A 26,244-nucleotide genomic window follows, 5' to 3' on the forward strand; every position below is an offset into this window, starting at 1 on the left:
GGAGAGAGAACATGCTGAAATTCACCGAAGAACATGAATGGCTGAAGCTCGAGGGCGACGTCGCGACCGTCGGCATCACCGCCCACGCGACGGAGCAGCTCGGCGATCTCGTCTTCGTGGAACTGCCCGAGGTCGGCGCGACGTTCGAGAAGAACGGCGAGGCCGCGACCGTGGAGAGCGTCAAGGCCGCCTCGGACGTCTACTGCCCGCTGGCCGGCGAAATCGTCGAGATCAACCAGGCCATCGTCGACGATCCTTCGGTGGTCAATTCCGATCCGCAGGGGGCCGGCTGGTTTTTCAAGCTGAAGCTGGCCGACGTCGCCGACATCGAGGGCCTTCTCGACGAGGCCGCCTACAAGGACCTGATCGCCTGATGACGACACCGACCGAATTCCATTTCACCGATTATCAGCCCTACGATTTCGCCAACCGGCGCCACATCGGCCCGTCGCCGGCGGAAATGGAGGAGATGCTGAAAATCATCGGCTATCCGTCCCTCGATGCAATGATCGACGACACGGTGCCCGCCTCGATCCGCCAGCAGGTGCCGCTTGCCTTCGGCGAACCGATGACGGAGCGCGAGGCGCTCGACAAGCTGCGCGAGACGGCCAACCGGAACAAGGTCCTGACCTCGCTGATCGGTCAGGGCTATTATGGCACGATCACCCCGCCGGTCATCCAGCGCAACATTCTGGAAAACCCCGCCTGGTACACGGCCTATACGCCCTATCAGCCGGAAATCTCGCAGGGGCGCCTCGAAGCGCTTCTGAATTTCCAGACGATGATCACCGATCTCACCGGCCTCGACGTCGCCAATGCGTCGCTGCTCGACGAGGCAACCGCCGCGGCGGAAGCGATGGCCATGTGCCAGCGCGTCGCCAAGTCGAAGGCAACAGCCTTCTTCGTGGACGCCGATTGCCATCCGCAGGTGATCGCGCTGATCTGCACCCGCGCCGAACCGCTGGGCTGGAAGGTCGTCGTCGGCAATCCCTTCACGGATCTCGATCCGGTCGACGTCTTCGGCGCGCTGTTCCAGTATCCGGGCACCCACGGCCACGTCCACGACTTCTCCGGTCTCATCGCCCGCCTGCACCAGACCGGCGCGATCGCCGCCGTCTCCGCCGATCCGCTGGCGCTGACGCTGCTGAAATCCCCGGGCGAAATGGGCGCGGATATCGCCATCGGCTCCACCCAGCGCTTCGGCGTGCCGGTCGGCTACGGCGGCCCGCATGCGGCCTACATGGCCGTAAAGGACGCCTACAAGCGCTCCATGCCGGGCCGGCTCGTCGGCGTCTCTGTCGATGCGCGCGGCAATCGCGCCTACCGCCTGTCGCTCCAGACCCGCGAGCAGCATATCCGTCGCGAGAAGGCGACCTCGAACATCTGCACGGCGCAGGTTCTGCTCGCCGTCATGGCGTCGATGTATGCCGTGTTCCACGGGCCGAACGGCCTGAAGGCGATCGCCCAGCAGGTCCACCAGAAGGCCGTGCTGACGGCCAAGGGGCTGGAAAAGCTCGGCTACGCCATCGAGCCGGCGACCTTCTTCGACACGATCACGGTGGAAGCCGGCCACATGCAGGGCCTCATCCTGCGCGCCGCCGTCGCCGAAGGTGTGAACCTGCGCAAGGTCGGCACGACGAAGATTGGCATCAGCCTCGACGAACGCACCCGGCCCGCGACGGTCGAAGCGGTATGGCGGGCCTTCGGCGGCAATTTCGAGGTGGGGGAATTCGAAGCGGAATACCGTCTCCCGAAGGATCTGCTGCGCACCAGCGATTACCTGACGCACCCGATCTTCCACATGAACCGCGCCGAAAGCGAAATGACGCGCTATATCCGCCGCCTGTCCGACCGCGACCTGGCGCTCGACCGGTCGATGATCCCGCTCGGCTCCTGCACCATGAAGTTGAACGCCACGGCGGAAATGCTGCCGATCACCTGGCCGGAATTTTCCGACATCCATCCCTTCGTGCCCGCCGACCAGGCGCTCGGCTACCGCGAGATGATCACGGACCTGACGGAAAAGCTCTGCGCCATCACCGGCTACGACGCCTTCTCCATGCAGCCGAACTCCGGCGCGCAGGGCGAGTATGCGGGTCTTCTGACGATCCGCAACTATCACATCGCCCGCGGCGACGGCCACCGCGACGTCTGCCTCATCCCCACCTCCGCCCACGGCACCAATCCCGCCTCGGCGCAGATGGCCGGCATGAAGGTCGTGCCGGTGAAGGTTCTGGAAAACGGCGATATCGACATTGCCGATTTTCGCGCCAAGGCGGACGCCCACGCGGCCAGCCTCTCCTGCTGCATGATCACCTATCCCTCGACGCACGGCGTGTTCGAGGAGACGGTGCGCGAGATCTGCGAGATCACCCACGCGCATGGCGGCCAGGTCTATCTCGACGGCGCCAACATGAACGCGATGGTCGGCCTTGCCCGCCCGGGCGACATCGGCTCCGACGTCTCGCATCTCAACCTGCACAAGACCTTCTGCATTCCGCATGGCGGCGGCGGCCCCGGCATGGGCCCGATCGGCGTCAAGGCGCATCTCGCGCCGCACCTGCCCGGCCATCCGGTCACGGACGGCAAGCCGGGCGCGGTGTCGGCGGCTCCCTTCGGTTCGCCGTCGATCCTGCCGATCTCGTGGTCCTACGTGCTGATGATGGGCGGCGCGGGGCTGACGCAGGCGACCAAGGTCGCCATCCTCAACGCCAACTATATCGCCGCGCGGCTGAAGGGCGCCTACGACGTGCTCTACAAGTCGAAGACGGGCCGGGTGGCGCATGAGTGCATCCTCGACACCCGCCCGCTGGCCGAAAGCGCCCATGTGACCGTCGACGACATCGCCAAGCGCCTGATCGACTGCGGTTTCCACGCGCCGACCATGAGCTGGCCGGTGGCCGGCACGCTGATGATCGAGCCGACCGAGTCGGAAACCAAGGCCGAACTCGACCGCTTCTGCGACGCCATGCTGGCGATCCGCGAGGAAGCCCGCGATATCGAGGAAGGCCGCGCCGACAAGGACAACAACCCGCTGAAGAACGCCCCGCACACGGTGGAGGACCTCGTCGGCGAATGGGACCGTCCCTATTCGCGCGAACAGGCCTGCTTCCCGCCCGGCGCCTTCCGCATCGACAAGTACTGGGCGCCGGTCAACCGCATCGACAACGTCTATGGCGATCGCAACCTGATCTGCACCTGCCCGCCGGTGGACGCCTACGGCGAGGCCGCGGAGTAAGGATAGGGGGCGGCCCAGGCCGCCCCTCCTCTCCGTCACCTTGACCTTGAGCCGAGAGTTCTGCCGCACCCGTGCATGACGAAACGCGGCTGAGGCCGTTCCTTCCGTTTCATTCCGGCACATCAGGGCACGAAATGGCGCGCCTTGCGTTCAGCGTTCCCTAAAACGTTGTGCGTAGGATGATGGTCGAAAAGAACGGGAATTTGCCATGACCATTTCGTCGATGACCGCGATCGCCATTACCGGCATGCAGGCCGCCGCGACGCAGTTCACAGCCTCCGCCAGCAACATCGCGCATGTCGATACCGTCGAATACCAGAAGAAGGCGGCGAGCTTCGCCACGTTGCAGCCGGGCGGTGTCGAGGCGAAGGTTACGGCGACGGATGCCGGCGTCAGTCTCGACCGGGAACTCTACGACATGATCGGCGCAAAGATCGCCTACGAGGCCAATGCCACGGTTTTCGAAACCGGCGCCGATCTCTGGCAGGTTCTTTCCACGATCAAGCGCGACTGAGCGGCGCCTTTCACGCCATGAGTCATGACCTCCACCAGAGGTGGAGGTTTGAAACGCTGTGCTTGAACCGCTAGAAGCGGTCTTGCTATAGGTTAGTAGCTACGATTAAACAGGTCGGCAAAGTCGGAAGCTTTGTCGACCTTCTCCTGATTACGGATATAACGTCTGACGACCTGCTCATTGTAGCCCGTCGTCGATACGAAGTACCCTCGCGCCCAAAAGTGATACCCCTTGTAGCGCCTCTTGCCGGCATATTTGTTGGCAACGTAAAGCGCCGTCTTGCCCTTCAGAAAGCCGACAATGTGCGACACCGAATATTTCGGCGGGATCGATATCAGCATATGCACATGGTCCGGCATCAGGTGACCTTCCTCAATCTTGCAGCCCTTCTGGCTGGCAAGACGATGGAATAGCTCACCCAACTCCCTACGAACGTCACCGTAAAGACGCTTCGTTCGGTACTTGCTGCCAAATACAACGTGGTACTTACAATCCCACGTCGCGTGTGATTGTGATTGCTCATCCATAAAACCTCCGTTTCACGTCCCGTAAACCTAACGGTCCAAGCGCGGAGGTCTCTCAAACACAATGTAGAACTCGTCCAGTCCTCCACCGTAGGTGGAGGTTTACAGATGGTATAAAAAGCCGCCCGGAGGGCGGCCTTGCAGGCGACGGTCGGGAAAAGGGTTCAGTGCGCTTCGCCGGCCAATTCCCGCTGGCGGGCAAGCTCGGCAAGATCGGCGGCCTTCAGCTCCACCGATTCGCCGCAGCCGCAGGCGGACGTCTGGTTGGGGTTGTTGAATGTGAAGCCGGAGCGCAGTTTCGTCGTTTCGAAATCCATCTGCGTGCCGAGCAGGTAAAGCACCGCCGCCGGGTCGATCCACACATGCGCGCCGTCCCGCTCGATATGATCGTCTTTGGCGTTCGGCTCCGTCACCAGGTCGATCGTATATTCCATTCCCGCGCAGCCGCCCTTCTTGATGCCAACGCGAACGCCTTTGGCATCCGGGCCGGAATTCTCGACGATTGCCTTGACGCGGGCCGAAGCGGCGTCTGTCATGGTCATGACGGTGAAAGCCATAGGGTTTCTCCTTGCCTGCCGGATCGCGCCGGCCTTCGGCATAAGGTAAGTCGCGCCGCCGGCCGGATCAATACCAGCCGACAGCCACTTTCGCTTCCTCGGACATGCGATCCGGCGTCCACGGCGGATCGAAGGTCATCGACACATCGACGCCGGAAACGCCCTCGACCGCGCCAACGGCATTTTCCACCCAGCCCGGCATTTCGCCGGCCACCGGGCAGCCGGGCGCCGTCAGAGTCATGGCGATCTTGACCATGCGGTCGTCCTCGATGTCGATCTTGTAGATCAGGCCGAGTTCGAAGATATCCGCCGGAATCTCCGGATCGTAGACGGTTTTCAACGCGGAAATGATATCGTCGGACAGGCGTGCGATCTCTTCTGCCGGAATGGCGGAGTTCACGATCCCGTCGCGAGCGTCGAACGTTCCATCAGGCTGTTCTGCCTCAGCACTCATCGGTCTTTCCTCGGACAATCGGGGCGATGCGAACCATGCGCCCCGCCTGATGTAGTAAACTTGACACTCATCATCAAGCGAAGAACGTGCGCGCGTAGTCCAGCGCCTCTACCAGCGCATCCACCTCGGCGTGCGTATTGTAGAGGCCGAACGAGGCGCGGCAGGTGGACGTGACGCCGAAACGGTTCAGAAGGGGCTGGGCGCAATGGGTGCCGGCCCGCACCGCGATCCCGCGCCGGTCTATGACCATCGAGACGTCATGCGCGTGGATTCCGGCCAGTTCGAAGGAGAAGATGCCGCCCTTGCCGGGCGCATTGCCGATGATGCGCAGCGAATTCACCTCACGCAGCCTTTCGGCGGCATAGGCCGCAAGCCCGGCCTCATGTTCGGCAATCGCCGCGCGGCCGATCTTTTCCATGTAGTCCAGCGCCACGCCGAGACCGATGGCCTGCACGATGGGCGGCGTGCCGGCCTCGAACCGGTGCGGCGGCTCCGCATAGGTCACGCCCTCCTCGGTCACGTCGGCGATCATCTCGCCGCCGCCCATGAAGGGACGCATGTCGCGCAGCCGGTCCATGCGCCCGTAAAGAACGCCGATGCCCGAGGGGCCGTAAAGCTTGTGGCCGGTCATGGCATACCAGTCGCAGCCGATATCCTGCACGTCGACCGGCATGTGGACCGCGCCCTGCGATCCGTCGACCAGAACCGGAATGCCGCGCTCATGGGCGATGCGCGTGACCTCCTTCACCGGCACCACCGTGCCCAGCGCATTCGACATCTGCGTGATGGCGACGAGCTTCGTGCGTTCCGTCAGGCACTTCTCGAAATCCTCGATATGAAAAGCGCCCTCATCGTCCACCGGCGCCCAGACCAGCTTCACACCCTTGCGCTCGCGCAGGAAATGCCAGGGCACGATGTTGGAATGGTGCTCCATGATCGAGATGACGATTTCGTCGCCCTCGCCGAGATTCTCCATCGCCCAGCCATAGGCGACCGTATTGATCGCCTCGGTGGAGGATTTGGTGAAGACGATTTCGTCGGCCGAACCGGCATTCAGGAAGCGCCGCACGCTCTCCCGCGCCGCCTCGAAGGCCTCCGTCGCCTTGTTGGAGAGATAGTGCAGGCCGCGATGCACATTGGCGTATTCGTGCGCATAGGTATTGGCAACGGCGTCGATCACCACCTGCGGCTTCTGCGCCGAGGCGCCGTTGTCGAGATAGACCAGCGGCTTGCCGTAGACCTCGCGGGACAGAATGGGGAAGTCGCGGCGGATCGCTTCAACATCATAGGCCATGTCAGGCCGTCCTTTCAAAAGACCGGAACCAGCGATTTGCGCGATTCGATCCGGTTTATCCACGAGCATCACCCCGCCGGCACCCGTCACCCTCGGGCTTGACCCGAGGGTCCACGCAACGGGCGCCGCTGGATGCTCGGGTCAAGCCCGAGCATGACGATCAAAACGTTTGAGGAGCGGCACGCAAGAGCGCGATAGCCCCCCACAACCGCATTTCATCAGGCGTGCTTTTCAAGCCAGGCAGAAATGATCTGCTCCAGCGCCTCGACGAGCGGCTCCTCCTCCAGCTCCTCGACCACTTCGGCGACGAAGGCATTGACGAGCATGGCCCGCGCCTTGTTTTCCGGAATGCCGCGCGCCTTGAGGTAGTAGAGGTGATTGTCGTCGATGTCGGCAACCGTCGCGCCGTGACCGCAGACCACGTCGTCGGCGAAGATTTCCAGCTCCGGCTTAGCGGCGAAATCCGCGTCGTCGGACAGAAGAAGCGTGTTGCACGACATCTTCGCATCGGTTTTCTGCGCGTCCTGGGCCACCTTGATCATGCCCTGGAACACGCCGCGTCCGCGGTCGAACACGACGTTGCGGAAAATATCCGTCGAGGAGGTATTCGGCACGTTGTGACCGAGAACCAGCGTCACGTCGTTGTGCTGCTCGCCGCCGATGAGGTTCACGCCGCGCAGCGTCAGCTCCGCGCCCTCGCCCGTGGTGTCGATGCGCAGTTCCTGGCGCACGAGCTTGCCGCCGGCATTGATGTCGAACAGCTTCAGCTTTGCATCCGCGCCGAGATCGACACGTATCTGGCCGAAGAACGTGTCGGCCGCGCCCTGTTGCTGGAGCACGACCCACGTCACCTCGGCCCCCTCGCCAATCGTCACGTCGCTGACGGACGAAACGAAAGCCGCATCCTCCTCGCCGGCGGCGATATGGCGCTCGATGACCGTCACCTTCGCGCCGGCGCCGATCGTGACGGGAATGCGCGTATGCACCTGTCCGCCGGCATGGACGGACTGGATTTCGATCGGCGTCTCGATTTCGGCTTCCGCCGGAATATCCAGCACGAAACCGTCGCGGACGAAGGAGGCGTTGATACGGCCGATGGCGTCGTCGAAGGAGGCGGCATTCAGCCGCTCCGCGGCGGAGCCGTCCGTCAGGCTTTCGGCGTAGCTCGTCACGGCGAAGTCGTCGGCCTTCACGGCGGCAGCCTTGCCCTGAAGCAGCGGCAGAACCGTCGAACCGCCGACCAGCGGCAGAAGGGTCTTGGCGCTCTTCGTCGCCTCGAAGGCCGGAATGCCCTTCAAGAGCGCCTTCAGGTCCGTGTAGTGCCAGCTTTCGATGCGCCGCGTCGGCAGGCCGCCGGTCTTCAGGTCGTCCAGAAGACGGTCGCGCACGCCGAGAACGTCCGGATCGCCCGGAAGGTCGCTCAACTGGGTCGTATAGGCCTCGACCAGCGCCGTTTCGGCAGCGGTGAGGCGTGTGTTGCTCTGGATGGTCATGGGATGATCCCTCGCCTTATTCGGCAGCTTCGCCGATGACATCGGCGTAACCGTTGGCTTCCAGCTCGAGCGCCAGTTCCTTGCCGCCGGTGCGGATGATCTGTCCCTTGTAGAGAACATGGACCGTATCCGGCACGATGTGCTCCAGAAGGCGTTGGTAGTGGGTGATGACCACGAAGGCGCGGTCGGGCGAACGCAGCGCGTTGACGCCATCGGAGACGATCTTCAGGGCGTCGATATCGAGGCCCGAATCGGTTTCATCGAGCACGCACAGCTTCGGTTCCAGAAGGGCCATCTGAAGGATTTCCGCACGCTTCTTCTCGCCGCCGGAAAAGCCGACGTTGAGCGGGCGCTTCAGCATATCCGGATCGATCTTGAGCTTCGCCGCCGCTTCCTTGACGAGACGGATGAAATCCGGCGTCGTCAGTTCGGCCTCGCCGCGCGCCTTGCGCTGCTCGTTCATCGCCACCTTGAGGAACTGCATGGTGGCGACGCCGGGAATTTCCACCGGATACTGGAAGGCGAGGAAGATGCCCTTGGCCGCGCGCTCGGAAGCGTCGAGTTCCAGGATGCTTTCGCCGTTGTAGCGGATGTCGCCGGAGGTGACTTCGTAGTCCTCGCGGCCCGACAGGATGTAGGAGAGGGTCGACTTGCCCGAACCGTTCGGGCCCATGATGGCGGCGACTTCGCCGGCCTTCACGGTGAGGTTCAGGCCACGGATGATTTCCGTGTCGGTATCGGCGATCTTGGCGTGCAGGTCGATGATTTCAAGCATGGGACAATCTTTCTCGGATGTAACAGGGGTCAGGCGCGCGAAAGCCGCGCGCACCGGTTCGATCGGGTAACGGCCTCAGCCCACGGAGCCTTCGAGCGAGATGCCGATGAGCTTCTGCGCCTCCACGGCGAACTCCATCGGCAGTTCCTGAATGACTTCCTTGACGAAGCCGTTCACGATGAGCGCGATGGCCGCCTCTTCCGGAATGCCGCGCTGGAGGCAGTAGAAAAGCTGGTCCTCGGAAATCTTCGAGGTGGTCGCCTCATGCTCGAACTGGCAGGTGGAGTTCTTGGCCTCGATGTAGGGCACGGTGTGCGCGCCACACCGGTCGCCGATCAGAAGCGAGTCGCACTGGGTGAAGTTGCGGGCGTTCGCCGCCTTGCGGTGGGCGGAGACCAGGCCACGATAGGTGTTGTTCGACTGGCCGGCCGAAATGCCCTTGGAGATGATGCGGCTCGACGTGTTCTTGCCCAGATGGATCATCTTGGTGCCGGAATCGATCTGCTGGTGGCCGTTCGACACGGCGATCGAGTAGAACTCGCCACGCGAATTGTCGCCGCGCAGGATGCAGGACGGATATTTCCAGGTGATCGCCGAGCCGGTCTCGACCTGCGTCCACGAGATCTTCGAACTATTGCCGCGGCAATCGCCGCGCTTGGTCACGAAGTTGTAGATGCCGCCCTTGCCTTCCACGTCGCCCGGATACCAGTTCTGCACCGTCGAATACTTGATCTCGGCATCGTCGAGCGCGACGAGTTCGACCACGGCGGCGTGAAGCTGGTTCTCGTCGCGCTGCGGGGCCGTGCAGCCTTCCAGATAGGAGACGTAGGCCCCCTCCTCGGCGATGATCAGCGTGCGCTCGAACTGGCCGGTGTTCTTTTCGTTGATGCGGAAGTAGGTCGAAAGCTCCATCGGGCAGCGCACGCCCTTCGGCACGTAGACGAACGAGCCGTCAGTAAAGACCGCGCAGTTGAGCGTCGCGTAGAAATTGTCGGTCGGCGGAACGACCGAGCCGAGATATTTCTTCACGAGATCGGGATGCTCGCGGATGGCTTCCGAGATCGACATGAAGATCACGCCGGCCTTCTTCAGCTCTTCCTTGAAGGTGGTGACGACCGAGACCGAATCGAACACGGCGTCGACCGCGACCCTCGACTGCTGCACGCCGGCGAGGATTTCCTGCTCGCGCAGCGGAATGCCGAGCTTTTCATAGGTTCTCAGAAGTTCCGGGTCGACGTCGTCGATGGTCTGAGGGCCGGTCACGTTCTTCGGCGCGGCGTAGTAATAGAGGTCGTTGAAGTCGATCTTCGGATAATCGACGCGCGCCCAGGTGGGCTCCTCCATCGTCAGCCAGCGGCGGTAGGCGTCGAGACGCCATTCCAGCATCCAGTCCGGCTCCTGCTTCTTGGCGGAAATGAAACGGATGATGTCTTCGTTCAGGCCCTTGGGAGCCTTGTCGACTTCGATCTGCGTCTCGAATCCGTATTTGTACTGGTCGATATCGATCTGTTTGACCTGATCGATCGTCTCCTGAACGGCAACCATTTCACGTCTCCAATCTCGCCGGGGCAAAGGCCCGGTGGCTTGTCGATTTCCCGAACGGACGGTTCGGGAGCATTTCTTTATTTTGAAGCGGGGTTCCGCTTCTATTTAGTGTGGAACCCGGCCGATTGCACCGGGCTCCTTGCTGAAAACCGCCGGAATTCCCGCGGTTTTCAGGATTATGCCGCCTCCGTGCCCTTGCGGCGGGAGGCAATCTTTCCAAACGCGGCCAGAGCGCGGTCGATATCGGCCTCGTTCGTGGTGGCGCCGAGCGAAATCCGGAGCGCGCCGAGCTTCGGATCGCAGCCCATCGCCGCAAGGACATGGCTTTCGCCGACCTTCCCGGACGAGCAGGCGGACCCCGCCGAAAGCGCCACGCCTTCGAGATCGAAGGCGATCTGTCCCGTTTCCGATTTCAGCCCGGGCAGGCTGAAGAAGCTGGTATTGGCCACCCGCGGCGCACTCGCCCCGTGTATGATGACGTCCGGCGCGGCAGCGCGCATGCCCTGCTCCAGACGGTCACGCAGCGCGCCGATCCGGGCCATGCGCTCATCGAGACCCGCGCAGGCAGCCTCGGCGGCAGTGCCGAACCCCATGATGGCGGCCAGATTTTCGGTACCGGAGCGGTGCCCCTTCTCCTGGCCGCCGCCGCGGATGAGCGGCGCCGGCATCAGGATCTCGCCGCGCGAGATCAACGCGCCGACACCCTTCGGACCGCCGATCTTGTGCGACGACACGATCATGAAATCCGCGCCGGGCGCGGCAATGTCGAGCGGCACGCGGCCGGCGGCCTGAACGGCGTCGACCATCAGAAGCCCGCCCCGGGCATGGACCAGCGCCGCAATCTCAGCGATCGGCTGGATCACGCCGGTTTCGTTGTTCACGGCCATGACGGCTATCATCGGCAGGCCCGAGGCATCGTCATGGGCCTCGAGCAACGCCTTCAGCACTACCGGATCGGTAAGGCCCTCGCGCGTCGCCGGAATTTCCGTGATCCGCTCCGCCGGAAAACGTCCGCCTTCACGCACGGCCGGATGTTCTATGGCCGACACATACAGGTGGCCGACGGCGATCGGGCGGCGTCCCATCCGGAAATCCGGCGAAAGCACCATATTGGCCGCCTCGGTCGCGCCAGATGTGAAGACCACATGCGCCGGTTCCGGCGTGCCCGCCAGCGCCGCGACCTGCCGGCGGGCCTTTTCCAGCGCCGCGCGCGCCGCCCGGCCCTCCGCGTGAACGGAAGAGGGATTCATCATGTCCAGACCGGCCAGAACCGCCGCCCGCGCCTCGTCCAGAAGCGGCGCAGTCGCGTTCCAGTCCAGATAAACACGCGGGCCCTTGACCATGCGTTTGGAAACCCTCAAAAACAAACCCGGCACCCAACGGTGCATTTTTGTTGAAATTTCCGGGCGGCTTATCATATGAACACGTCAAATCCCACGGCTGACTGCCCCAAGATTTTTGAACGGTTCTAAACTGCGTTCTAGAAAAGATGATATCGGGAGTCAAGTCACTTGAAAGCCTGACCCCTGCCTTTTCAAGAACGAAACCGACACCGGAGTAACAATGCCCGAAGTCATTTTCAACGGCCCTGCCGGCCGTCTCGAAGGCCGCTACCAGCCGTCGAAGGAAAAAAGCGCCCCGATCGCCATCATTCTGCACCCGCACCCGCAGTTCGGCGGCACGATGAACAACCAGATCGTCTATCAGCTATTCTACATGTTCCAGAAGCGCGGCTTCACGACGCTCCGCTTCAATTTCCGTGGCATCGGCCGCAGCCAGGGCGAATTCGACCACGGCGCCGGCGAGCTTTCGGATGCCGCTTCGGCGCTCGACTGGGTGCAGTCGCTGCATCCCGATTCGAAGAGCTGCTGGGTCGCCGGCTATTCCTTCGGGGCGTGGATCGGCATGCAGCTTCTCATGCGCCGGCCGGAAATCGAGGGCTTCCTGTCGATTGCGCCGCAGCCGAACATCTACGACTTCTCCTTCCTCGCCCCCTGTCCCTCGTCCGGCCTGATCATCCACGGCGACGCCGACAAGGTGGCGCCGGAAAAGGACGTCCAGGGTCTGGTCGACAAGCTCCAGACGCAGAAGGGCATTCTCATCACCCACCGCACCGTGCCGGGCGCCAACCACTTCTTCAACGGCCAGGTGGAAACGCTGATGAGCGAATGCGAGGACTATCTCGACCGCCGCCTGAACGGCGAACTGGTGCCGGAACCCGCTGCGAAGCGGATTCGCTGACGAGCACACCCGGCTCTTTCGACCTTGCGAAAAAAACGCCCGTCCGGTTTGACTTTATGCCGGGCGGGCGCCATTTTTTTGCCTCACGACATGGAGAGGAGGTCGATAATGATCGGACGTTCGGTAATCGCTGTTCTGGCATCCACGATGGCTCTCTCGGGCTGCATGACCGAAACGCGCTACAATCAGGCGCAGGAACTGGTGCGCGGCAGCCCGGCGCTGAAGCGGGACGCAATCGAAAGATGCTATGCGGGGTCCAACAGGAGCACGCCGGCCCGCAAGGCCGAGATGGCCAGGATCATGAATGTCAGCCCGCGAAGCGACGTGGCGCGCATCTACTGCACCCGGGCATTCAACGCCATCGCCAGCGGCCGGATTTCCTATCAGGATTTCCGCGACCGCAGCCCCCGGTTCATCCGCGCCATTCAGGGCCGGTAAGTACGGCAGGCGGATAACAGTCGCCAGGGCGTTTCCGGCCCGGACCCGGTTGCGGAAACGCCCTATCGACTCGCTGCCGCCAACACCCCGCCCGTCACCGGTTCCCGCACCCCGGTCGTGCCGGGAAAGGTGAGCGGCAGGCCTTCCAGCGAGCGCACCGCGAGATAGGCCCAGGCTTCCGCTTCCATCGCGCCACCGTCGAAGCCGGCGGCTTCCGCCGCGATCACCTTCGCGCCGGCCTGTTCCGCCAGAGCCGCAAATTCGGCCATGATGACAGGGTTGAGCCGGCCGCCGCCGCAGACGATCCATGTCTTTGCCTTTTCCGGCAGGTAGCCGCCGCTTTTCAGGATCGCCGCCGCCGTGACATGGGCGAGCGTCCGCGCACCGTCCTCCAGCGAGACCGCGCCCTTTTTCGGGGGCAAGAAATCGCCACGATCCAGAGAACGGCGGATATTGCCGGAAAAGAACGGGCTTTCGAGATAGCGCGCTACCAGCGCCGGCACCACCCGGCCCCGCGCTGCCGTCTTTCCGCCCTTGTCGAAGGCCTTTCCCGTATGCGCCTCGATCCACTGGTCGATCAGCATGTTGCCGGGGCCGCTGTCGAAGGCGGACAGTTCTTCCGCCCGGCCGGCCTGCCCGGTATAGGTGAGGTTCGAAATGCCGCCGATATTGACGAAGACGGCGGGCCGTTCCAGCCCCTCCGGCAGATTGGCGGCAAGGGCCGCGTGATAGACGGGAATGAGCGGCGCGCCCTGCCCGCCATGCGCCATGTCGTTGGCGCGCATGTCGTAGACCACGTCGATGCCGGTTTCCTCCGCCAGCAGCGGCCCGTCGCCGATCTGCACGGTCAGCGCCTCGTCCGGGCGGTGCAACACCGTCTGACCGTGGAAGCCGATGACGTCGACCGCCTCCGGGCCGAGCCCGAGACGATACAGGAAGGACTTGACCGCCGCGGCATGGGCCAGCGTCAGGATGCGTTCGGATTCGGCAAGGTCTCCGGGCCGCTGCCGGCGTTCGGTGATCTTCCGCGCCGTCGCCAGCGCGCGCTTCCAGCGGGCGCGCAGGCCTTCGTCATAGGGCACGTAATGGCTCGGGCCGCGCTCCACCCGGTCCCTGCCGTCCGTTCTCACAAAAGCGAGGTCGATGCCGTCCATCGACGTGCCGCTCATCAGGCCGATTGCCGTTCTCATTCCTGTCATGCCGTCGATCCAGACTCACTTTTGGGGTGATTATGCGCCGGAACAATGCTAGATGCGCGGCCGTACACCCCCTTTTCACAGAGAAACAGGTCATGTCCAGGTTCAAGTCCGATTTCCTCCGCACGCTCGACGAACGCGGCTTCATTCACCAGATCTCCGACGAGACTGGTCTCGATGAACTCTTCGCCCGGGAAACCGTGACGGCCTATATCGGCTTCGACCCGACGGCGCCTTCGCTGCACGCCGGCGGCCTGATCCAGATCATGATGCTGCACTGGATGCAGAAGACGGGCCACCGGCCCATTTCGCTGATGGGCGGCGGCACCGGCATGGTCGGCGATCCCTCGTTCAAGGAGGAAGCCCGCAAGCTGATGACGGTCGACATGATCGAGGAAAACATCTCCTCGATCAAGCGGGTCTTCTCGAACTACCTCGACTACGACCGGACGGAAAATCCGGCGCTGATGATCAACAATGCCGAGTGGCTGCGCCCGCTGAACTACCTCGAATTCCTGCGCGACGTCGGCCGCCACTTCTCGGTCAACCGCATGCTGTCCTTCGACAGCGTGAAGACGCGCCTCGACCGCGAGCAGTCGCTGTCCTTCCTCGAATTCAACTACATGATCCTCCAGGCCTACGATTTCGTGGAACTGGCGAAGCGTTACGATTGCCGCCTCCAGATGGGCGGCTCCGACCAGTGGGGCAACATCGTCAACGGCATCGACCTCGGCCACCGCATGGGCACGAAGCAGCTTTACGCCCTGACCTCGCCGCTGCTCACCACCGCCTCCGGCGCGAAGATGGGCAAGTCGGTGAACGGCGCCGTGTGGCTGAACCCCGACATGCTTTCGGCCTACGATTTCTGGCAGTATTGGCGCAACACGGAGGATGCGGACGTGACGCGCTTCCTGAAGCTCTACACCACGCTGCCGATGGATGAGATCGAGCGCCTCGCAAAGCTCGGCGGTTCGGAGATCAACGAGGTGAAGAAGATCCTTGCCACAGAGATCACCGCCATGCTGCACGGCCGCGCGGCAGCCGAGGAAGCCGCCGAAACGGCCCGCAAGACCTTCGAGGAAGGCGCACTGGCTGAAAACCTGCCGTCCATCGAGGTGCCGGCGGCTGAACTCGAAGCCGGCATCGGCGTGCTCGTGCTGTTCGTCCGCGCCGGCCTTGCCGAGTCGAACGGCGAGGCGCGCCGCCATGTGAGGGGCGGCGCGGTGAAGGTCAACGACAGGACCGTTTCCGACGACCGCCAGATCGTCGGCACCGGCGACGTCACCGCCGATGGCGTCGTCAAGCTCTCGCTCGGCAAGAAGAAGCACGTTCTGGTGCGCCCTGCCTGACACGGGCGACCGCGCAATGGCCGGATCGCGATCCGGCCATTGACGCCATCTCAATATTCGAAGATCTGCCGGAAGACGCCCGGCGCAATGATCGACAGCGGATTGACGCTCAGATTGGGCTGGGTGAACTTGCCCGTCATCCTGAAAGTGATGCCGATCAGGCCGCGGTCGCGGCCGTTGCCGAGGATGGTGCCGATGATCGGCAGTTCGGCGAACAGGCGGTTCAGGCCGTAGGCCGGCATGAAGGTGCCCGTCAGGTCCATGTTGCCGCGCCCGTCGCGCACCGTGCCCTGGAACGTCGCACCGACCTGCTCACCGCGAAGAACGCCGTTTTCCACAGCAAGCACGCCGTTGCGGGCGATGATGCGGGCGAAAGCCCGCTGGAATCCGGCGGAACTGACGTCGATGTCCCGTTTCACCGCGCTGTTCAGGCTCTGTCCGCTCTGGCCGGCCGGAGTCGACACGATGGATTGCAGGCGCTGTTCGTTGGACAGGCGGAAGCTGCGCAGGTCGATGGAGCCGCTCCACGACTGCGCGTCCATCGCCGCCAGCCTCAGGTTCAGCAGGCCGCCGTTCATGTTCTTGTAAAGGTCGATGAAACGCGCGAAGGCTCCGGCATCGCCGCTGGTGACGGAGATCGTACCGCGCCCGTCATTCAGCATTTCGCTGACGATCGCCTGGCCGCTGCCCGTCACCCCCTTGAAGTCGATGGCGCTCGGCGTCCCCGCCTTCATGGCATAGCGGGCAGAAACGCCGGTCAGTTCCTCGTCGTTGAAGCCCGCAAGACGGTCGACATTCAAAGTCACCGCGAAGGACCCGGTGTCCCCGTCCCCTCCGGCCGATTTCTCACCCTCGTAATCCGTCTTCAGCTTGTTGATCACATGGCGCGCATCGATACGCCTGCCGTTCACCGACAGTTCGTGGCCACCCCGGACGGCGCGCAGCGTGGCGCTGAAGTCGTCGCCCGGCGAAAGCTGCACGCGCGACAGGTCGGCAGCGACGAGCCCGCCCTTGTTGAAGGTCATGCCGCCCTCGGCGCCGAAACCGTCCCCGCCGATCTGGAAGTTGCGGATCAGGTTCTCCGCGCCGTTGACGGTCAGGTCGAAGCTGCCTTTGGCAGGCACGCCCGCCCCCTTCGACCATCCGATCCACGGCAGCGAAAGGCTCGCCGCGCTCAGGTCGACCGCCACCGTCTGCTTCTTCTCGTCGACACGCGACAGTTCGAAGGAGAGCGGCCCCTCGACAAGCCCGCCAAGCTGCGGGGCGAGCTTCAGCCAGTCCCGCTTTTCGAGCCGCCCGCGTACCGCAAGCGCCGGCTGGGCGCCCGCTTTACCGAGCGGCTGGGCATAGGATATGTCGAGCGGTGCGCCATCGACATCGGCCTTCGCCTCCACCTTGAAGGCCTGAGGCGTCACGTCGATCGTGCCCTTGGCGCCCGCCAGCCTGCGCCCGGCGATGTCGCGATGGACGTCGACCGATTGCAGGTCGATCCGTGCCGACCATTCCGGCGGCGGCGGCGACTGGCTTTGCAGCAGGCCGAACCGCGCCGAGACGCCGGCCCTGACCGGCCCGGAAAAGTCCTCGGGGCGGAAATCGGTGTCCTTGAGGCTGTTCATCGGCTTGAAGCTGGAAAGCTCCAGGACGGCCGCGGCATCGCCGGCGACATTGAGCGAAATCTCCGCGCTCAGGGGTCTGAGATAGGCATCGGCGATGTGGAAGCGGCTATTCTCCACCTTCACGGAACGGCCCGAGCCGAAATAGGAGACCCCGTTCGCGACCGTGACCTCGGTCTTCTCGCCGCGGATATCCACATGCCCGTCCATATCCCGCACCGGCGGAATATCCGGCGGCAGGTCGAGGCGCATGTGCTCCACGTCGAAAGCGATATGCAGTTCGTTCTCGTCCAGCTGGACGGGCACGGGAGGAAAGCGCATGCGCCCGGCGGGAATGAACACCGAAACGACGCCGTTGCGGATCTTGCCGCCGAAGAGATTGGCGACGGCCCATTCCCGCGGCTTGCGCGCCACCCAGAAGGGCCAGAGCTGCTTCACCGCCTCGCCCGTCATTTCCGGCACCTGGCCGCCGAAGCTGATCTCCGGCGACATGCCCTGCCTGAAACGGACGAGGAAGGAGCCGGCCATATTGCCCTGCGGGCTGGTGACGAACAGCTGGTCGGCCCTCAGTTCCCTGAGCACCGGGTCGAAGGAACCCGTCGCCTTGGCGTTGAAGGGAAGCGGACGGGCCTCCGTCGCACCCGACACGGCTCCGTCGAACAGGAAGTCGAGCGCGAAGCCCGCCTTGCCGGGTCCCTCGATCTGGTCGCGGTCGATGATCGCGCCCGTGAACGGGAGAACGGTATCGCCGAAGACCGCGCGCGACGGCACGAATTCGAGCGAGCGCTTGGTGAAGTCGTAGGCGAGATTGATCTCCGCGCCGCCGAACTCCTGGGTGTCGCCGTCCATGTAGAACTGGCCGGGCTGGCCCCTGACGGTCGCGCTCAGGACCGGGGCGCTGTCTTCTTCGCCCCTGCGGGCTGTGATGGTCGCCTCCACTTCGCTTGCAAGCCCGTCATGGATCGTGCCGTCGGGCAAGGTGCGCACCGTCAGCTGACCGAGGTCGAGCCCCTCGAGTTTCGCCTCGAGCACGGCGACCCGGCCTTCGAAGGCATGGCCCTGAACAGTGAAGTCGATATCGTCGCCGCCGTAGGAGGCGACGCCGGAAAGCTGCACGATGCCCTGTCCCCGCCGGGCGGCAAGCAGATCGTTGACCTCCACCTCGACAGGCTTGCCGTCGCCGGGAAAGCGCAGCGTCAGCTTGGAAAGCGAGATATCGCCGGTCTGGGTGCGTTCGAGGAAATGAAAGGCCCCGTCAAGACGCAGGAAGACGGATTCGAGAATCGCGGGCAGCTCGTCGACCCGCAATGCGGCGAGATCGGAACCGCCGCGTTGCAGCAATGCCGTATCGACTTCCACCCCGTCGGCCTCCAGCCCGCCGATGCTCAGCCTGCCGCCGAGCAGGGCGAGCGGATCGATGACCAGCCGTACCGATTGCGTGTGGGTGACGTGCTCGCCGCTTGCCGCTTCCACCAGCTCGACATCCCGCGCCTCGATGGCAAGCGACATGCGGGAGGAGAATCGCAGCGCGGCACCGCCGACCTTGGCCCGGAACGTGCCGTCCATGACCCCGTTCAGCGCAAGTTCCGCGCGACGGGCCAGTTCCCGGTCGAAGACGCCGCTTTCGATTGAGGCGAAAAGCCCGACCAGTCCGAGTCCGGCGACGGCGACGAACACGACCAGTCCCTTGAGCAGAAGCATGTGACGGCGCCGCGGCGGCGGGCAATGAACGATCAGCGCATCCTCGGCCCGGCAGGAAGGCATGTCGTCAAGCGAGGCAATCTCCTCCTTGCGAAACACCACCTTGTCGCCCCGGATTTCCGCCATCGGTCCCTGTATCGCTTCCTTCTCCGCAAGCCATACCCGACCTGCCGCCCCGCATGTGCCCCGAACGAGGCTCCAAGATGTTAAACCATGTTTGAGGAAACATCATGAACGAGGATTAAAAAAATCCGGTCTTCGGCCGCTTATTTCCGCTTTTGCAGGCGGCGGCCCTCGATGGGCCTGCCCTCTCCCGTCCGCCTGGAGCGCCTCCTTCCCCGTCCGGCCGGACCAAACGGCGCCTTGCGCATTCCTTGCGGAAAAGCCTGGCGCGCGATTGCAATGGGAAGCGGAAGTCGGCCATCCTGCCGCGGGAATCGCCGGCAGGGCGAAGATGCAGGCAGCGTTCGAAGGAGCAAAAGATGAGCATACTGACCACGGGTGCCGAGGCCCCGCAATTCACCCTTCCGCGTGACGGCGGCGCAAGCGTGTCGCTGGCCGACTTCAAGGGCAAGAAAGTCGTGCTTTATTTCTATCCGAAGGACGACACCAGCGGCTGCACGGTGGAAGCGATCGCGTTCACGGCCCTGCTGCCGGAATTCCAGAAGGCGGACACGGTGGTGATCGGCATCTCGCCCGACAGCCCGGCAAGCCATGACAAATTCTGCCGCAAGCACGGTCTCGGCGTGATTCTCGCTTCCGACGAGGAAAAGACCGTGCTGACCGCCTATGGCGTCTGGACGGAAAAGAGCATGTACGGCCGGAAATACATGGGCGTCGAGCGGACCACCGTCCTCGTCGACCGCGACGGAAAAATCGCCGGCGTCTGGCCGAAGGTGAAGGTCAAGGGCCACGCGGAAGCGGTTCTCGAGGCGGCGAAAAAGCTTGCCTGACCGGGGCTCCGGCGCATTCGTCGGGGTCCGCGTCAAGGAAATATTAACCTTAAGAATGTGTAATCCCCGCAACGCATGAGAGTCGGGCGGGGTGCATGACGTGACGAAAAAAACGCAGGACCGGGTCTTCGGCAGGCGGTCGCAGCAGCATATTCTGATCCTCGCCAGCGGCGACAAGGTGCGCCACATGACGGTGCGCCCGTGGATGACCGTGGCCGCCGCCGGTTTCGCGGGCCTCTTCACCGTCGGTTACATCGCCGCGACCTCCTATCTCGTCCTGCGCGACAATCTGATCGGCGCGACGATGGCCCGGCAGGCGCGCATGCAGCACGATTACGAGGACCGCATCTCCGCGCTGCGCTCACAGCTCGACCGCGTCACCTCGCGCCAGCTTCTCGACCAGCAGGTCGTGGAGGAAAAGGTCGACAAGCTGCTCGAGCAGCAGATGGCGCTGTCGCTGCGGCAGGGCAAGATCGGCAGCCTTCTCGAAAAACCCGGCGATTCGCAGCTGACCACCGGAGCCATCCCCGTGCCGGAGGCAAAGCCGCTCGCCTTCGGCAAGCAGGCTTCCCTCGCGCCGAAACAGGATAGCCTGAAGGCGCTCGAGGCGCTTCTGGCCAGCCCGTCCGCAAAGCCCTCCCCCAAGACGTCGCGCCCCGCCGCATCCGGCGTCGCCGCCTATGCGCCGACGCACGAGAGCGCCTCCGACCGCGCCGACCGGGTGTTCGGCACCGTCACCCGCTCCCTCAAGAGCATCGAGGTCGAGCAACTCGCCCACATCCAGGGGCTCGCCAAGGACGCAAGCGGCCAGGCCGACGCCATCGCCGGCATCCTGCGTGGCACCGGCGTCGATGTGCCAGACACGCGGCTTGCCGCCAATTCCGCGGTTGGCGGCCCGTTCATCGCAGCCGACAGCGCGGAGGCCTTCGACGTGTCGCTCAATGTTCTCGACACGGCGCTGTCGCAGCTCGAGGCCGTTCGCGAGACGGCGCGCAAGCTGCCCTACGGCAACCCGGCGCCGGGGCGGGAGATCACCTCCCGATTCGGCACGCGCATCGATCCCTTCTTCAATCGGCCGGCGCTTCATGCCGGCATCGATTTCCGTTCCGAGATCGGTGCGGCGGTGCGGGCCAGCGGCACGGGACGCGTAATCACCGCCGGCTATTCCGGCGGCTACGGCAACATGGTGGAAATCGACCACGGCCAGGGAATCACCAGCCGCTACGGCCACCTGTCGCGGATTTCCGTTTCGGAAGGCCAGACGGTTTCCACCGGCCAGAAGATCGGCGAAGCCGGCAATACCGGCCGCTCGACCGGCCCGCATCTGCACTACGAGGTGCGGCGTAATGGCACAGCCGTGGACCCCATGAGGTTCGTCAACGCCGGCATCAAGCTCAATACAATCATGAACTGACAGTAAACTTATCCGGCATCACCGTATTTTGTAGCGGTATACCGGGCGGTTTTCTTGACTTTCCGGTCATTTGGGACTATTCGGGCGCTCAATTGTCATGCCCCTTCACCAGAGTTCGCTAGAACCGGAACGGAAGCAGTTTCCCCTTTGACGACATTCGCTGATCTTGGCCTGAGCCAGAAAGTCAATTCCGCCGTTGCCGACGCCGGCTACACCGTCCCCACGCCCATCCAGGCCGGTGCCATTCCGCCTGCCCTTCAGCGCCGCGACATTCTCGGGATCGCGCAGACGGGCACGGGCAAGACGGCATCCTTCGTCCTGCCGATGCTGACGCTTCTCGAAACCGGACGCGCCCGGGCGCGCATGCCGCGCACGCTCATTCTGGAGCCGACGCGCGAACTCGCCGCGCAGGTTGCGGAGAACTTCGAGAAATACGGCAAGAATCATCGCCTCAACATCGCGCTCCTGATCGGCGGCGTCTCGTTCGACGAGCAGGACCGCAAGCTGGAACGCGGCGCCGACGTGCTGATCTGCACGCCCGGCCGCCTGCTCGACCATTGCGAGCGCGGCAAGCTCCTGATGACCGGCGTCGAGATCCTCGTCATCGACGAGGCCGACCGCATGCTCGACATGGGCTTCATCCCCGACATCGAGCGCATCGCCAAGCTCATCCCCTTCACGCGCCAGACGCTGTTCTTCTCGGCAACCATGCCGCCGGAAATCCAGAAGCTCGCCGACCGCTTCCTGCAAAACCCGGTCCGGATCGAAGTGGCTCCGCCCTCGTCCACGGCCAAGACCGTGACGCAGCGTCTCATCGCCTCCAACGGCAAGGATTATGAGAAGCGCGCGGTCCTGCGCGATCTCATCAAGGCTCAGGACGATCTGGGCTACCTGAAGAACGCCATCATCTTCTGCAACCGCAAGAAGGATGTCGCCGACCTGTTCCGCTCGCTGGAACGCCACGGTTTTTCCGCAGGCGCGCTGCATGGCGACATGGACCAGCGTTCGCGCACGACGATGCTGCACAATTTCAAGGAAGGCAATCTCCAGCTTCTCGTCGCCTCGGACGTCGCCGCACGCGGCCTCGACATTCCGGACGTGAGCCATGTCTTCAATTTCGACGTGCCGATCCACGCGGAGGACTACGTCCACCGCATTGGCCGCACGGGCCGCGCCGGCCGTTCCGGCCGCTCCTTCACCATCGTCACCCGGCATGACACGAAGTACCTCGACGCCATCGAAAAGCTGATCGGCGAAAAGATCGAATGGCAGGATGGCGATCTCACCGCCCTGCCCGCCGAATCCGAGGGAAGCGACAATGGCCGCGACCGTCGCGGCAAGGGCCGAGGCAGGGAGCGTGACCGGGATCGCAAGCGCGACCGTCAGCCCGCTCCGGCCGTCACCGAGGCCGTCACGGCGCCGGCGAACGAGGACAATGGCGAAGAAGTAGTCGCCGCAGAAGCAAGGAGCACCAGCGTGAAGGCAGAACGCAAGACGGAACGCAAGTCCCGCGACGAGGCGCGCCCGTCCCGCCAGAACGCCCCGGCCAACGACGACCATCGCGAGCGCCGCCGCTATCGCGACCACGACGATGGTCCGACGCCGGTCGGCTTCGGTGACGACATTCCGGCTTTCATGCTGATCGTCGCCAACGCCAAGAGCTGATCCCGCATGGGGTCTCCGGGCGTCGATTTTCCGGGCGTCGGCGTCGGAGTGTTCCTCGTCCGCGAGGGCCGGATTCTGCTCTGTCGCCGGCTAAAGGCTCCCGAAGCGGGCTTCTGGAACATACCCGGCGGCAAGATCGACTTCATGGAGAAAGCCGAGGACGCCGCACGGCGCGAGACAAGCGAGGAAACCGGCCTGACGGTCGGCGCCCTGCGGCCGCTATGCGTCGACGAACAGCTCTTCCCCAACGAGAAGCAGCACTGGATTTCATTGCTCTACGTTACGGAAGATTTCTCGGGCGAGGCCCGCATCATGGAACCGGAAAAGCATGACGGCATGGCCTGGTTCGCGCTCGACGCGCTGCCGGACAGGCTGTCGGAATTCGTCAAAAGCGCGCTCGTTCCCCTTCAGGCGGCTCTCGACGCGGCCTCGAACGCCAGCCTCACCCAACGCGCCATGACGTCTGGATCGTCCCAGGCATCGTCCGGGATCGACCAGTAGGGCATCGCCGCCGACCGCCCGCCCTTGCGGGTATAGGTCCATTGCCGCGCGCCGGCCGCCTCGAAGGCGGGTGCGCGTTGCCCGTCCGCCTTCAGCACGATTTCGCCACCGACCTCCAGCGCCAGAATGCGGCCGTCGCAATAGATGCCCTTGCCGCCGAACATGCGCCGGATCGTGACGGGCCCGAGCGACTGGAAGATGTCCTCGATCTCCGCCCTGTCCATGTTCACAATGCCTTGAAGGCGCGTTCGAAATAGATGAGAGCGGGATTGAGCGGGCCGAAATGCAGGGCCTCGACCCGGCCGATCAGGATCGTATGGGTCGCGACGACCTTCGCCTCCACCAGCGAACAGTCGAAGACGGCAAGGGCATCGGCAAGAACGGGCGCGCCGGTCGCAAGCGCGATCCACTCGGCCCTGGCGAAGCGTTCCTCGACCGGCAGCTTGCCGATGCCGGCAAACGCTTCCGCCAACGGCTTGTGATGAGCGGCAAGCGTGTTCAGCGCGAAACGGCCGCTTTCCTCGAAAAGCGCGTTCGAGGGGTTGCCGGCGTTGACGCAGACAAGCACGCTCGCCGGATGGTCGGAGATCGAGCACGCCGCCGTCACCGTCACCCCGCGCCGTTCCGGCCCGTGCGCCGTCGTCACGATCTGCACATGGCCGGCGTAACGGCTCATGGCGTTGCGGTAAAGGACGGGATCGATCGAATCGGCGTTCGTCATGCTGGGATCCTGCACCGGCATCCGCCGCCGGTCGATAAAAAACAAAAGAAAACTACGGTCAGGACGCTAGAAGAGAAGAATTACCAAACTCATGCCATAGAGTTCATTTGCCCGCATGCAAACGGAAAACCTTTCAACCACCGGCGGGCTTCGATAATATGCGCTCAAACGCCAATAACCGGTATTCCATGTTCCGCTTCCTGTTCCCGACCACCTGCTGTTTCGCTCTGGCCGCCTCGACATTCGCCGCGCAGGCAGAGGTGCTTGCGGTCGTCGCGCCCGAGACGGGTCCTTTCGCCCGGCTGGGGCAACAGGTCTTCGTGGGCGCGCAGCGGCTGGCCGACGAGAAGCAACTGGACCTCGTACGCATTCCCGAAAGCTGCGAAGCCGGCAGCGGCGACGCGATCTCGGCGGAAATCGTCTCGGCCGGAGCGGTCGCCGCCATCGGCTTTCTGTGCGGCGAGAGCTTCGACGGCGGCGGAGGCCGGTTGAAGGCCGCAGGCATTCCGGCAATCTCGGTTTCCGTCCGCTCGAAAATCCTGTTCGAGGACGTCGCGAAGGAGGATTGGCCGATCTTCACGCTGGCCCCGCATTTCGAGGACGAGGCCGAAAAGCTGACCGAAATCATCGCCGGGGACTGGCAGAGCGTGCCCTTCGCGCTGATCGACGACGGCACCCTGCCCGCGCGCGAACTGGTCGAGGCGGTGCGCAACCGGCTGGAGGAACGCGGCCTGAGGCCGCAATTCGTCGATACGTTCAGGCCCGGCATGGAAAACCAGATCGCGCTGGTGCGCCGCTTGCAGAATACCGGCGCGACGCATGTCCTGTTCGGCGGAGACCACAACGACGCGGCCGTGATCATGCGCGATGCGGCCAGCGAAAACATTGCCTTGCGCCTTCTCGGTGGGGAAGCCCTGAACGCCGCCGACCAGCCCGTGCCGCTTGCCGATGGCGTCCAGGCCGTTCTGCCGCCGCAGACGCCGCTCGCCGCCCAACCGGTGATCGACGCACTGGGCGCGGAAGGCATCGTCGCCGAAGGGTATGTCCTGCCGGCCTATGCCGCCGCGACGATCGCCGCGCAGGCGGCCGAAGCCGCCCAGCGGGCCGGCATACCCGTCGCCAGCGTCGTGCAGGAAGGCCGCTTCGAAACCGTGCTCGGTCCCTTCGCATTCGGGCCCGAAGCGCCGCATCGCAACCCGTACCTGCTCATGGAGTGGCGCGACGGCGCCTTCGTGCCGGTCGGGGAGACACCATAAAGCCTGCGGGCGCGGTTGTTCGCCCGCCTTGCGGGTGATAAAGCAGCCAGCAACACGAAGCCTTCGCGCCGCTGGCGCCGCCGACATGAAGAGACATCCGATGACCGATTCTCCCGTCCTGATCGCCCCCTCCATACTCGCCGCCAATTTCGCCCGGCTCGGCGAGGAAGTGCGCGATGTGACCGAGGCCGGGGCGGACTGGATTCACCTCGACGTCATGGACGGTCATTTCGTTCCCAACATCTCCTTCGGCCCGGCCGTCATCCAGTCGCTTCGCCCCCATACCGAAGCCGTTTTCGACTGCCATCTCATGATTGCCCCGGCCGATCCCTATCTGGAAGCCTTCGCCAAGGCTGGCTGCGACTACATCACCGTCCACGCGGAAGCCGGTCCGCATCTGCACCGCTCGCTCCAGACCATCCGCGCGCTCGGCAAGAAGGCCGGGGTTTCTCTGAACCCGGCAACGCCGCTTTCGGCCATCGAGCAGGTGATCGGCGATGTGGACCTCATCCTGATCATGAGCGTCAATCCGGGCTTCGGCGGCCAGAAGTTCATTCATTCTCAGGTCGACAAGATCGCCCAGACCCGCGCCCTGATCGGCGAGCGCCCGATCCGGCTGGAAGTGGACGGCGGCGTGACGGTGGAAACGGCGCCGCTGTGCGTCGCAGCCGGCGCCGATGTCCTCGTGGCCGGCTCCGCCGTCTTCAAGGGCGAAGGTGTCGATGCCTACCGCGAAACGGTGTCCGCGCTGCGCCGCGCGGCCGCCCGCGGCCAGATTTAGATAATGCCGATCGAACACGGA

23 protein-coding genes and 1 pseudogene are annotated in these 26,244 nt (G+C 64.0%); 12 read left to right on the forward strand and 12 right to left on the reverse strand.

The genetic code is table 11. The features are described 5' to 3' along the window. The first annotated feature begins 11 nt into the window (after positions 1 to 11). The 3 genes from gcvH (at position 12) to NOF55_RS11825 (ending at position 3,752) form a co-directional block, all read left to right on the forward strand. Entirely contained in the window at positions 12 to 374 is a 363-nt protein-coding gene (gene gcvH / locus NOF55_RS11815) for a glycine cleavage system protein GcvH (protein ID WP_306411560.1), read from the forward strand. Next, positions 374 to 3,238 (forward strand): aminomethyl-transferring glycine dehydrogenase, encoded by a 2,865-nt coding sequence (gcvP, locus tag NOF55_RS11820; protein ID WP_306411561.1) that lies wholly within the window; start codon positions 374 to 376, stop codon positions 3,236 to 3,238. The genes gcvH and gcvP overlap by 1 nt, the downstream gene beginning before the upstream one ends. A gap of 208 nt (positions 3,239 to 3,446) precedes the next feature. Beyond that, positions 3,447 to 3,752 (forward strand): flagellar basal body rod C-terminal domain-containing protein, encoded by a 306-nt coding sequence (locus NOF55_RS11825; RefSeq protein WP_306411562.1) that lies wholly within the window; start codon positions 3,447 to 3,449, stop codon positions 3,750 to 3,752. A 92-nt stretch (positions 3,753 to 3,844) separates the two neighbouring features. On the opposite strand, the gene tnpA is transcribed toward NOF55_RS11825, so the two are convergent. From tnpA to NOF55_RS11865, 8 genes are all read right to left on the reverse strand, one after another. After that, positions 3,845 to 4,279, reverse strand: coding sequence for an IS200/IS605 family transposase (tnpA, locus tag NOF55_RS11830; RefSeq protein WP_306411563.1), 435 nt, complete (start codon positions 4,277 to 4,279; stop codon positions 3,845 to 3,847). 161 nt (positions 4,280 to 4,440) lie between these two features. Continuing rightward, positions 4,441 to 4,833, reverse strand: a complete 393-nt coding sequence (gene sufA, locus NOF55_RS11835) for a Fe-S cluster assembly scaffold SufA (protein WP_306411564.1) — start codon at positions 4,831 to 4,833, stop codon at positions 4,441 to 4,443. Positions 4,834 to 4,900: 67 nt separating this feature from the next. Beyond that, positions 4,901 to 5,287 (reverse strand): SUF system Fe-S cluster assembly protein, encoded by a 387-nt coding sequence (locus NOF55_RS11840; RefSeq protein WP_306411565.1) that lies wholly within the window; start codon positions 5,285 to 5,287, stop codon positions 4,901 to 4,903. Between the two features lie 73 nt (positions 5,288 to 5,360). Further along, the gene (locus NOF55_RS11845) at positions 5,361 to 6,581 is read right to left on the reverse strand and encodes a cysteine desulfurase (protein WP_306411566.1); all 1,221 of its coding nucleotides are present in this window, start codon (positions 6,579 to 6,581) and stop codon (positions 5,361 to 5,363) included. 218 nt (positions 6,582 to 6,799) lie between these two features. Beyond that, positions 6,800 to 8,074, reverse strand: coding sequence for a Fe-S cluster assembly protein SufD (sufD, locus tag NOF55_RS11850; protein ID WP_306411567.1), 1,275 nt, complete (start codon positions 8,072 to 8,074; stop codon positions 6,800 to 6,802). Positions 8,075 to 8,090: 16 nt separating this feature from the next. Further along, complete coding sequence (gene sufC / locus NOF55_RS11855) at positions 8,091 to 8,849, reverse strand: Fe-S cluster assembly ATPase SufC (protein WP_306411568.1); 759 nt, start codon at positions 8,847 to 8,849, stop codon at positions 8,091 to 8,093. A 75-nt stretch (positions 8,850 to 8,924) separates the two neighbouring features. Next, positions 8,925 to 10,394 (reverse strand): Fe-S cluster assembly protein SufB, encoded by a 1,470-nt coding sequence (gene sufB, locus NOF55_RS11860; RefSeq protein ID WP_306411569.1) that lies wholly within the window; start codon positions 10,392 to 10,394, stop codon positions 8,925 to 8,927. Between the two features lie 176 nt (positions 10,395 to 10,570). Continuing rightward, complete coding sequence (locus tag NOF55_RS11865) at positions 10,571 to 11,737, reverse strand: cysteine desulfurase family protein (protein ID WP_306411570.1); 1,167 nt, start codon at positions 11,735 to 11,737, stop codon at positions 10,571 to 10,573. A 220-nt stretch (positions 11,738 to 11,957) separates the two neighbouring features. Here NOF55_RS11865 and NOF55_RS11870 point away from each other — a divergent pair, with 220 nt between their 5' ends. Then, on the forward strand, positions 11,958 to 12,635 hold the full coding sequence (locus NOF55_RS11870) for an alpha/beta hydrolase (RefSeq protein WP_306411571.1): 678 nt from the start codon (positions 11,958 to 11,960) through the stop codon (positions 12,633 to 12,635). Positions 12,636 to 12,743: 108 nt separating this feature from the next. Next, on the forward strand, positions 12,744 to 13,073 hold the full coding sequence (locus NOF55_RS11875) for a hypothetical protein (protein WP_306411572.1): 330 nt from the start codon (positions 12,744 to 12,746) through the stop codon (positions 13,071 to 13,073). Between the two features lie 62 nt (positions 13,074 to 13,135). Here NOF55_RS11875 and NOF55_RS11880 read toward each other — a convergent pair whose 3' ends face one another. Further along, complete coding sequence (locus NOF55_RS11880; RefSeq protein WP_306411573.1) at positions 13,136 to 14,272, reverse strand: anhydro-N-acetylmuramic acid kinase; 1,137 nt, start codon at positions 14,270 to 14,272, stop codon at positions 13,136 to 13,138. A gap of 92 nt (positions 14,273 to 14,364) precedes the next feature. On the opposite strand from NOF55_RS11880, the gene tyrS reads away from it, so the two are divergent. Further along, a complete protein-coding gene (gene tyrS / locus NOF55_RS11885; protein WP_306411574.1) occupies positions 14,365 to 15,618 on the forward strand; it encodes a tyrosine--tRNA ligase in 1,254 nt (417 codons plus the stop codon). A 50-nt stretch (positions 15,619 to 15,668) separates the two neighbouring features. Here tyrS and NOF55_RS11890 read toward each other — a convergent pair whose 3' ends face one another. Beyond that, the gene (locus tag NOF55_RS11890; RefSeq protein WP_306411575.1) at positions 15,669 to 19,058 is read right to left on the reverse strand and encodes a YhdP family protein; all 3,390 of its coding nucleotides are present in this window, start codon (positions 19,056 to 19,058) and stop codon (positions 15,669 to 15,671) included. A 356-nt stretch (positions 19,059 to 19,414) separates the two neighbouring features. On the opposite strand from NOF55_RS11890, the gene bcp reads away from it, so the two are divergent. The 4 genes and pseudogenes from bcp to NOF55_RS11910 all read left to right on the forward strand — a co-directional run. Further along, entirely contained in the window at positions 19,415 to 19,885 is a 471-nt protein-coding gene (bcp, locus tag NOF55_RS11895; protein ID WP_306411576.1) for a thioredoxin-dependent thiol peroxidase, read from the forward strand. A gap of 100 nt (positions 19,886 to 19,985) precedes the next feature. Further along, entirely contained in the window at positions 19,986 to 21,299 is a 1,314-nt protein-coding gene (locus tag NOF55_RS11900; RefSeq protein ID WP_306411577.1) for a M23 family metallopeptidase, read from the forward strand. Positions 21,300 to 21,446: 147 nt separating this feature from the next. Then, positions 21,447 to 22,964: a DEAD/DEAH box helicase gene (locus NOF55_RS11905; protein WP_306411578.1), complete on the forward strand. Its 1,518-nt coding sequence runs from the start codon at positions 21,447 to 21,449 to the stop codon at positions 22,962 to 22,964. A gap of 6 nt (positions 22,965 to 22,970) precedes the next feature. Beyond that, positions 22,971 to 23,363: pseudogene (locus NOF55_RS11910) on the forward strand (NUDIX domain-containing protein); the annotation flags it as partial. 8 nt (positions 23,364 to 23,371) lie between these two features. Here the strand turns inward: NOF55_RS11910 and NOF55_RS11915 are convergent. Then, positions 23,372 to 23,689 (reverse strand): TfoX/Sxy family protein, encoded by a 318-nt coding sequence (locus NOF55_RS11915; RefSeq protein WP_306411579.1) that lies wholly within the window; start codon positions 23,687 to 23,689, stop codon positions 23,372 to 23,374. A gap of 2 nt (positions 23,690 to 23,691) precedes the next feature. Continuing rightward, positions 23,692 to 24,186, reverse strand: a complete 495-nt coding sequence (locus NOF55_RS11920; protein WP_306411580.1) for a flavin reductase family protein — start codon at positions 24,184 to 24,186, stop codon at positions 23,692 to 23,694. A 188-nt stretch (positions 24,187 to 24,374) separates the two neighbouring features. On the opposite strand from NOF55_RS11920, the gene NOF55_RS11925 reads away from it, so the two are divergent. Both NOF55_RS11925 and rpe read left to right on the forward strand, forming a co-directional pair. Further along, on the forward strand, positions 24,375 to 25,442 hold the full coding sequence (locus tag NOF55_RS11925; RefSeq protein ID WP_306411582.1) for an ABC transporter substrate-binding protein: 1,068 nt from the start codon (positions 24,375 to 24,377) through the stop codon (positions 25,440 to 25,442). A gap of 100 nt (positions 25,443 to 25,542) precedes the next feature. Then, complete coding sequence (gene rpe / locus NOF55_RS11930; protein ID WP_306411583.1) at positions 25,543 to 26,223, forward strand: ribulose-phosphate 3-epimerase; 681 nt, start codon at positions 25,543 to 25,545, stop codon at positions 26,221 to 26,223. Positions 26,224 to 26,244: the final 21 nt, after the last annotated feature.

The sequence above is a fragment of the Ectorhizobium quercum genome (assembly GCF_026552795.1).
GTDB classification, from domain to species: Bacteria; Pseudomonadota; Alphaproteobacteria; order Rhizobiales; family Rhizobiaceae; genus Ectorhizobium; species Ectorhizobium quercum.

Coding starts and splice junctions, on each gene's coding strand:
- gcvH (WP_306411560.1), top strand. CDS start 12: ATGCTGAAATTCACCGAAGAACATGAATGGCTGAAGCTCGAGGGCGAC.
- gcvP (WP_306411561.1), top strand. CDS start 374: ATGACGACACCGACCGAATTCCATTTCACCGATTATCAGCCCTACGAT.
- NOF55_RS11825 (WP_306411562.1), top strand. CDS start 3,447: ATGACCATTTCGTCGATGACCGCGATCGCCATTACCGGCATGCAGGCC.
- tnpA (WP_306411563.1), bottom strand. CDS start 4,279: ATGGATGAGCAATCACAATCACACGCGACGTGGGATTGTAAGTACCAC.
- sufA (WP_306411564.1), bottom strand. CDS start 4,833: ATGGCTTTCACCGTCATGACCATGACAGACGCCGCTTCGGCCCGCGTC.
- NOF55_RS11840 (WP_306411565.1), bottom strand. CDS start 5,287: ATGAGTGCTGAGGCAGAACAGCCTGATGGAACGTTCGACGCTCGCGAC.
- NOF55_RS11845 (WP_306411566.1), bottom strand. CDS start 6,581: ATGGCCTATGATGTTGAAGCGATCCGCCGCGACTTCCCCATTCTGTCC.
- sufD (WP_306411567.1), bottom strand. CDS start 8,074: ATGACCATCCAGAGCAACACACGCCTCACCGCTGCCGAAACGGCGCTG.
- sufC (WP_306411568.1), bottom strand. CDS start 8,849: ATGCTTGAAATCATCGACCTGCACGCCAAGATCGCCGATACCGACACG.
- sufB (WP_306411569.1), bottom strand. CDS start 10,394: ATGGTTGCCGTTCAGGAGACGATCGATCAGGTCAAACAGATCGATATC.
- NOF55_RS11865 (WP_306411570.1), bottom strand. CDS start 11,737: ATGGTCAAGGGCCCGCGTGTTTATCTGGACTGGAACGCGACTGCGCCG.
- NOF55_RS11870 (WP_306411571.1), top strand. CDS start 11,958: ATGCCCGAAGTCATTTTCAACGGCCCTGCCGGCCGTCTCGAAGGCCGC.
- NOF55_RS11875 (WP_306411572.1), top strand. CDS start 12,744: ATGATCGGACGTTCGGTAATCGCTGTTCTGGCATCCACGATGGCTCTC.
- NOF55_RS11880 (WP_306411573.1), bottom strand. CDS start 14,272: ATGACAGGAATGAGAACGGCAATCGGCCTGATGAGCGGCACGTCGATG.
- tyrS (WP_306411574.1), top strand. CDS start 14,365: ATGTCCAGGTTCAAGTCCGATTTCCTCCGCACGCTCGACGAACGCGGC.
- NOF55_RS11890 (WP_306411575.1), bottom strand. CDS start 19,058: ATGGCGGAAATCCGGGGCGACAAGGTGGTGTTTCGCAAGGAGGAGATT.
- bcp (WP_306411576.1), top strand. CDS start 19,415: ATGAGCATACTGACCACGGGTGCCGAGGCCCCGCAATTCACCCTTCCG.
- NOF55_RS11915 (WP_306411579.1), bottom strand. CDS start 23,689: ATGGACAGGGCGGAGATCGAGGACATCTTCCAGTCGCTCGGGCCCGTC.
- NOF55_RS11920 (WP_306411580.1), bottom strand. CDS start 24,186: ATGACGAACGCCGATTCGATCGATCCCGTCCTTTACCGCAACGCCATG.
- NOF55_RS11925 (WP_306411582.1), top strand. CDS start 24,375: ATGTTCCGCTTCCTGTTCCCGACCACCTGCTGTTTCGCTCTGGCCGCC.
- rpe (WP_306411583.1), top strand. CDS start 25,543: ATGACCGATTCTCCCGTCCTGATCGCCCCCTCCATACTCGCCGCCAAT.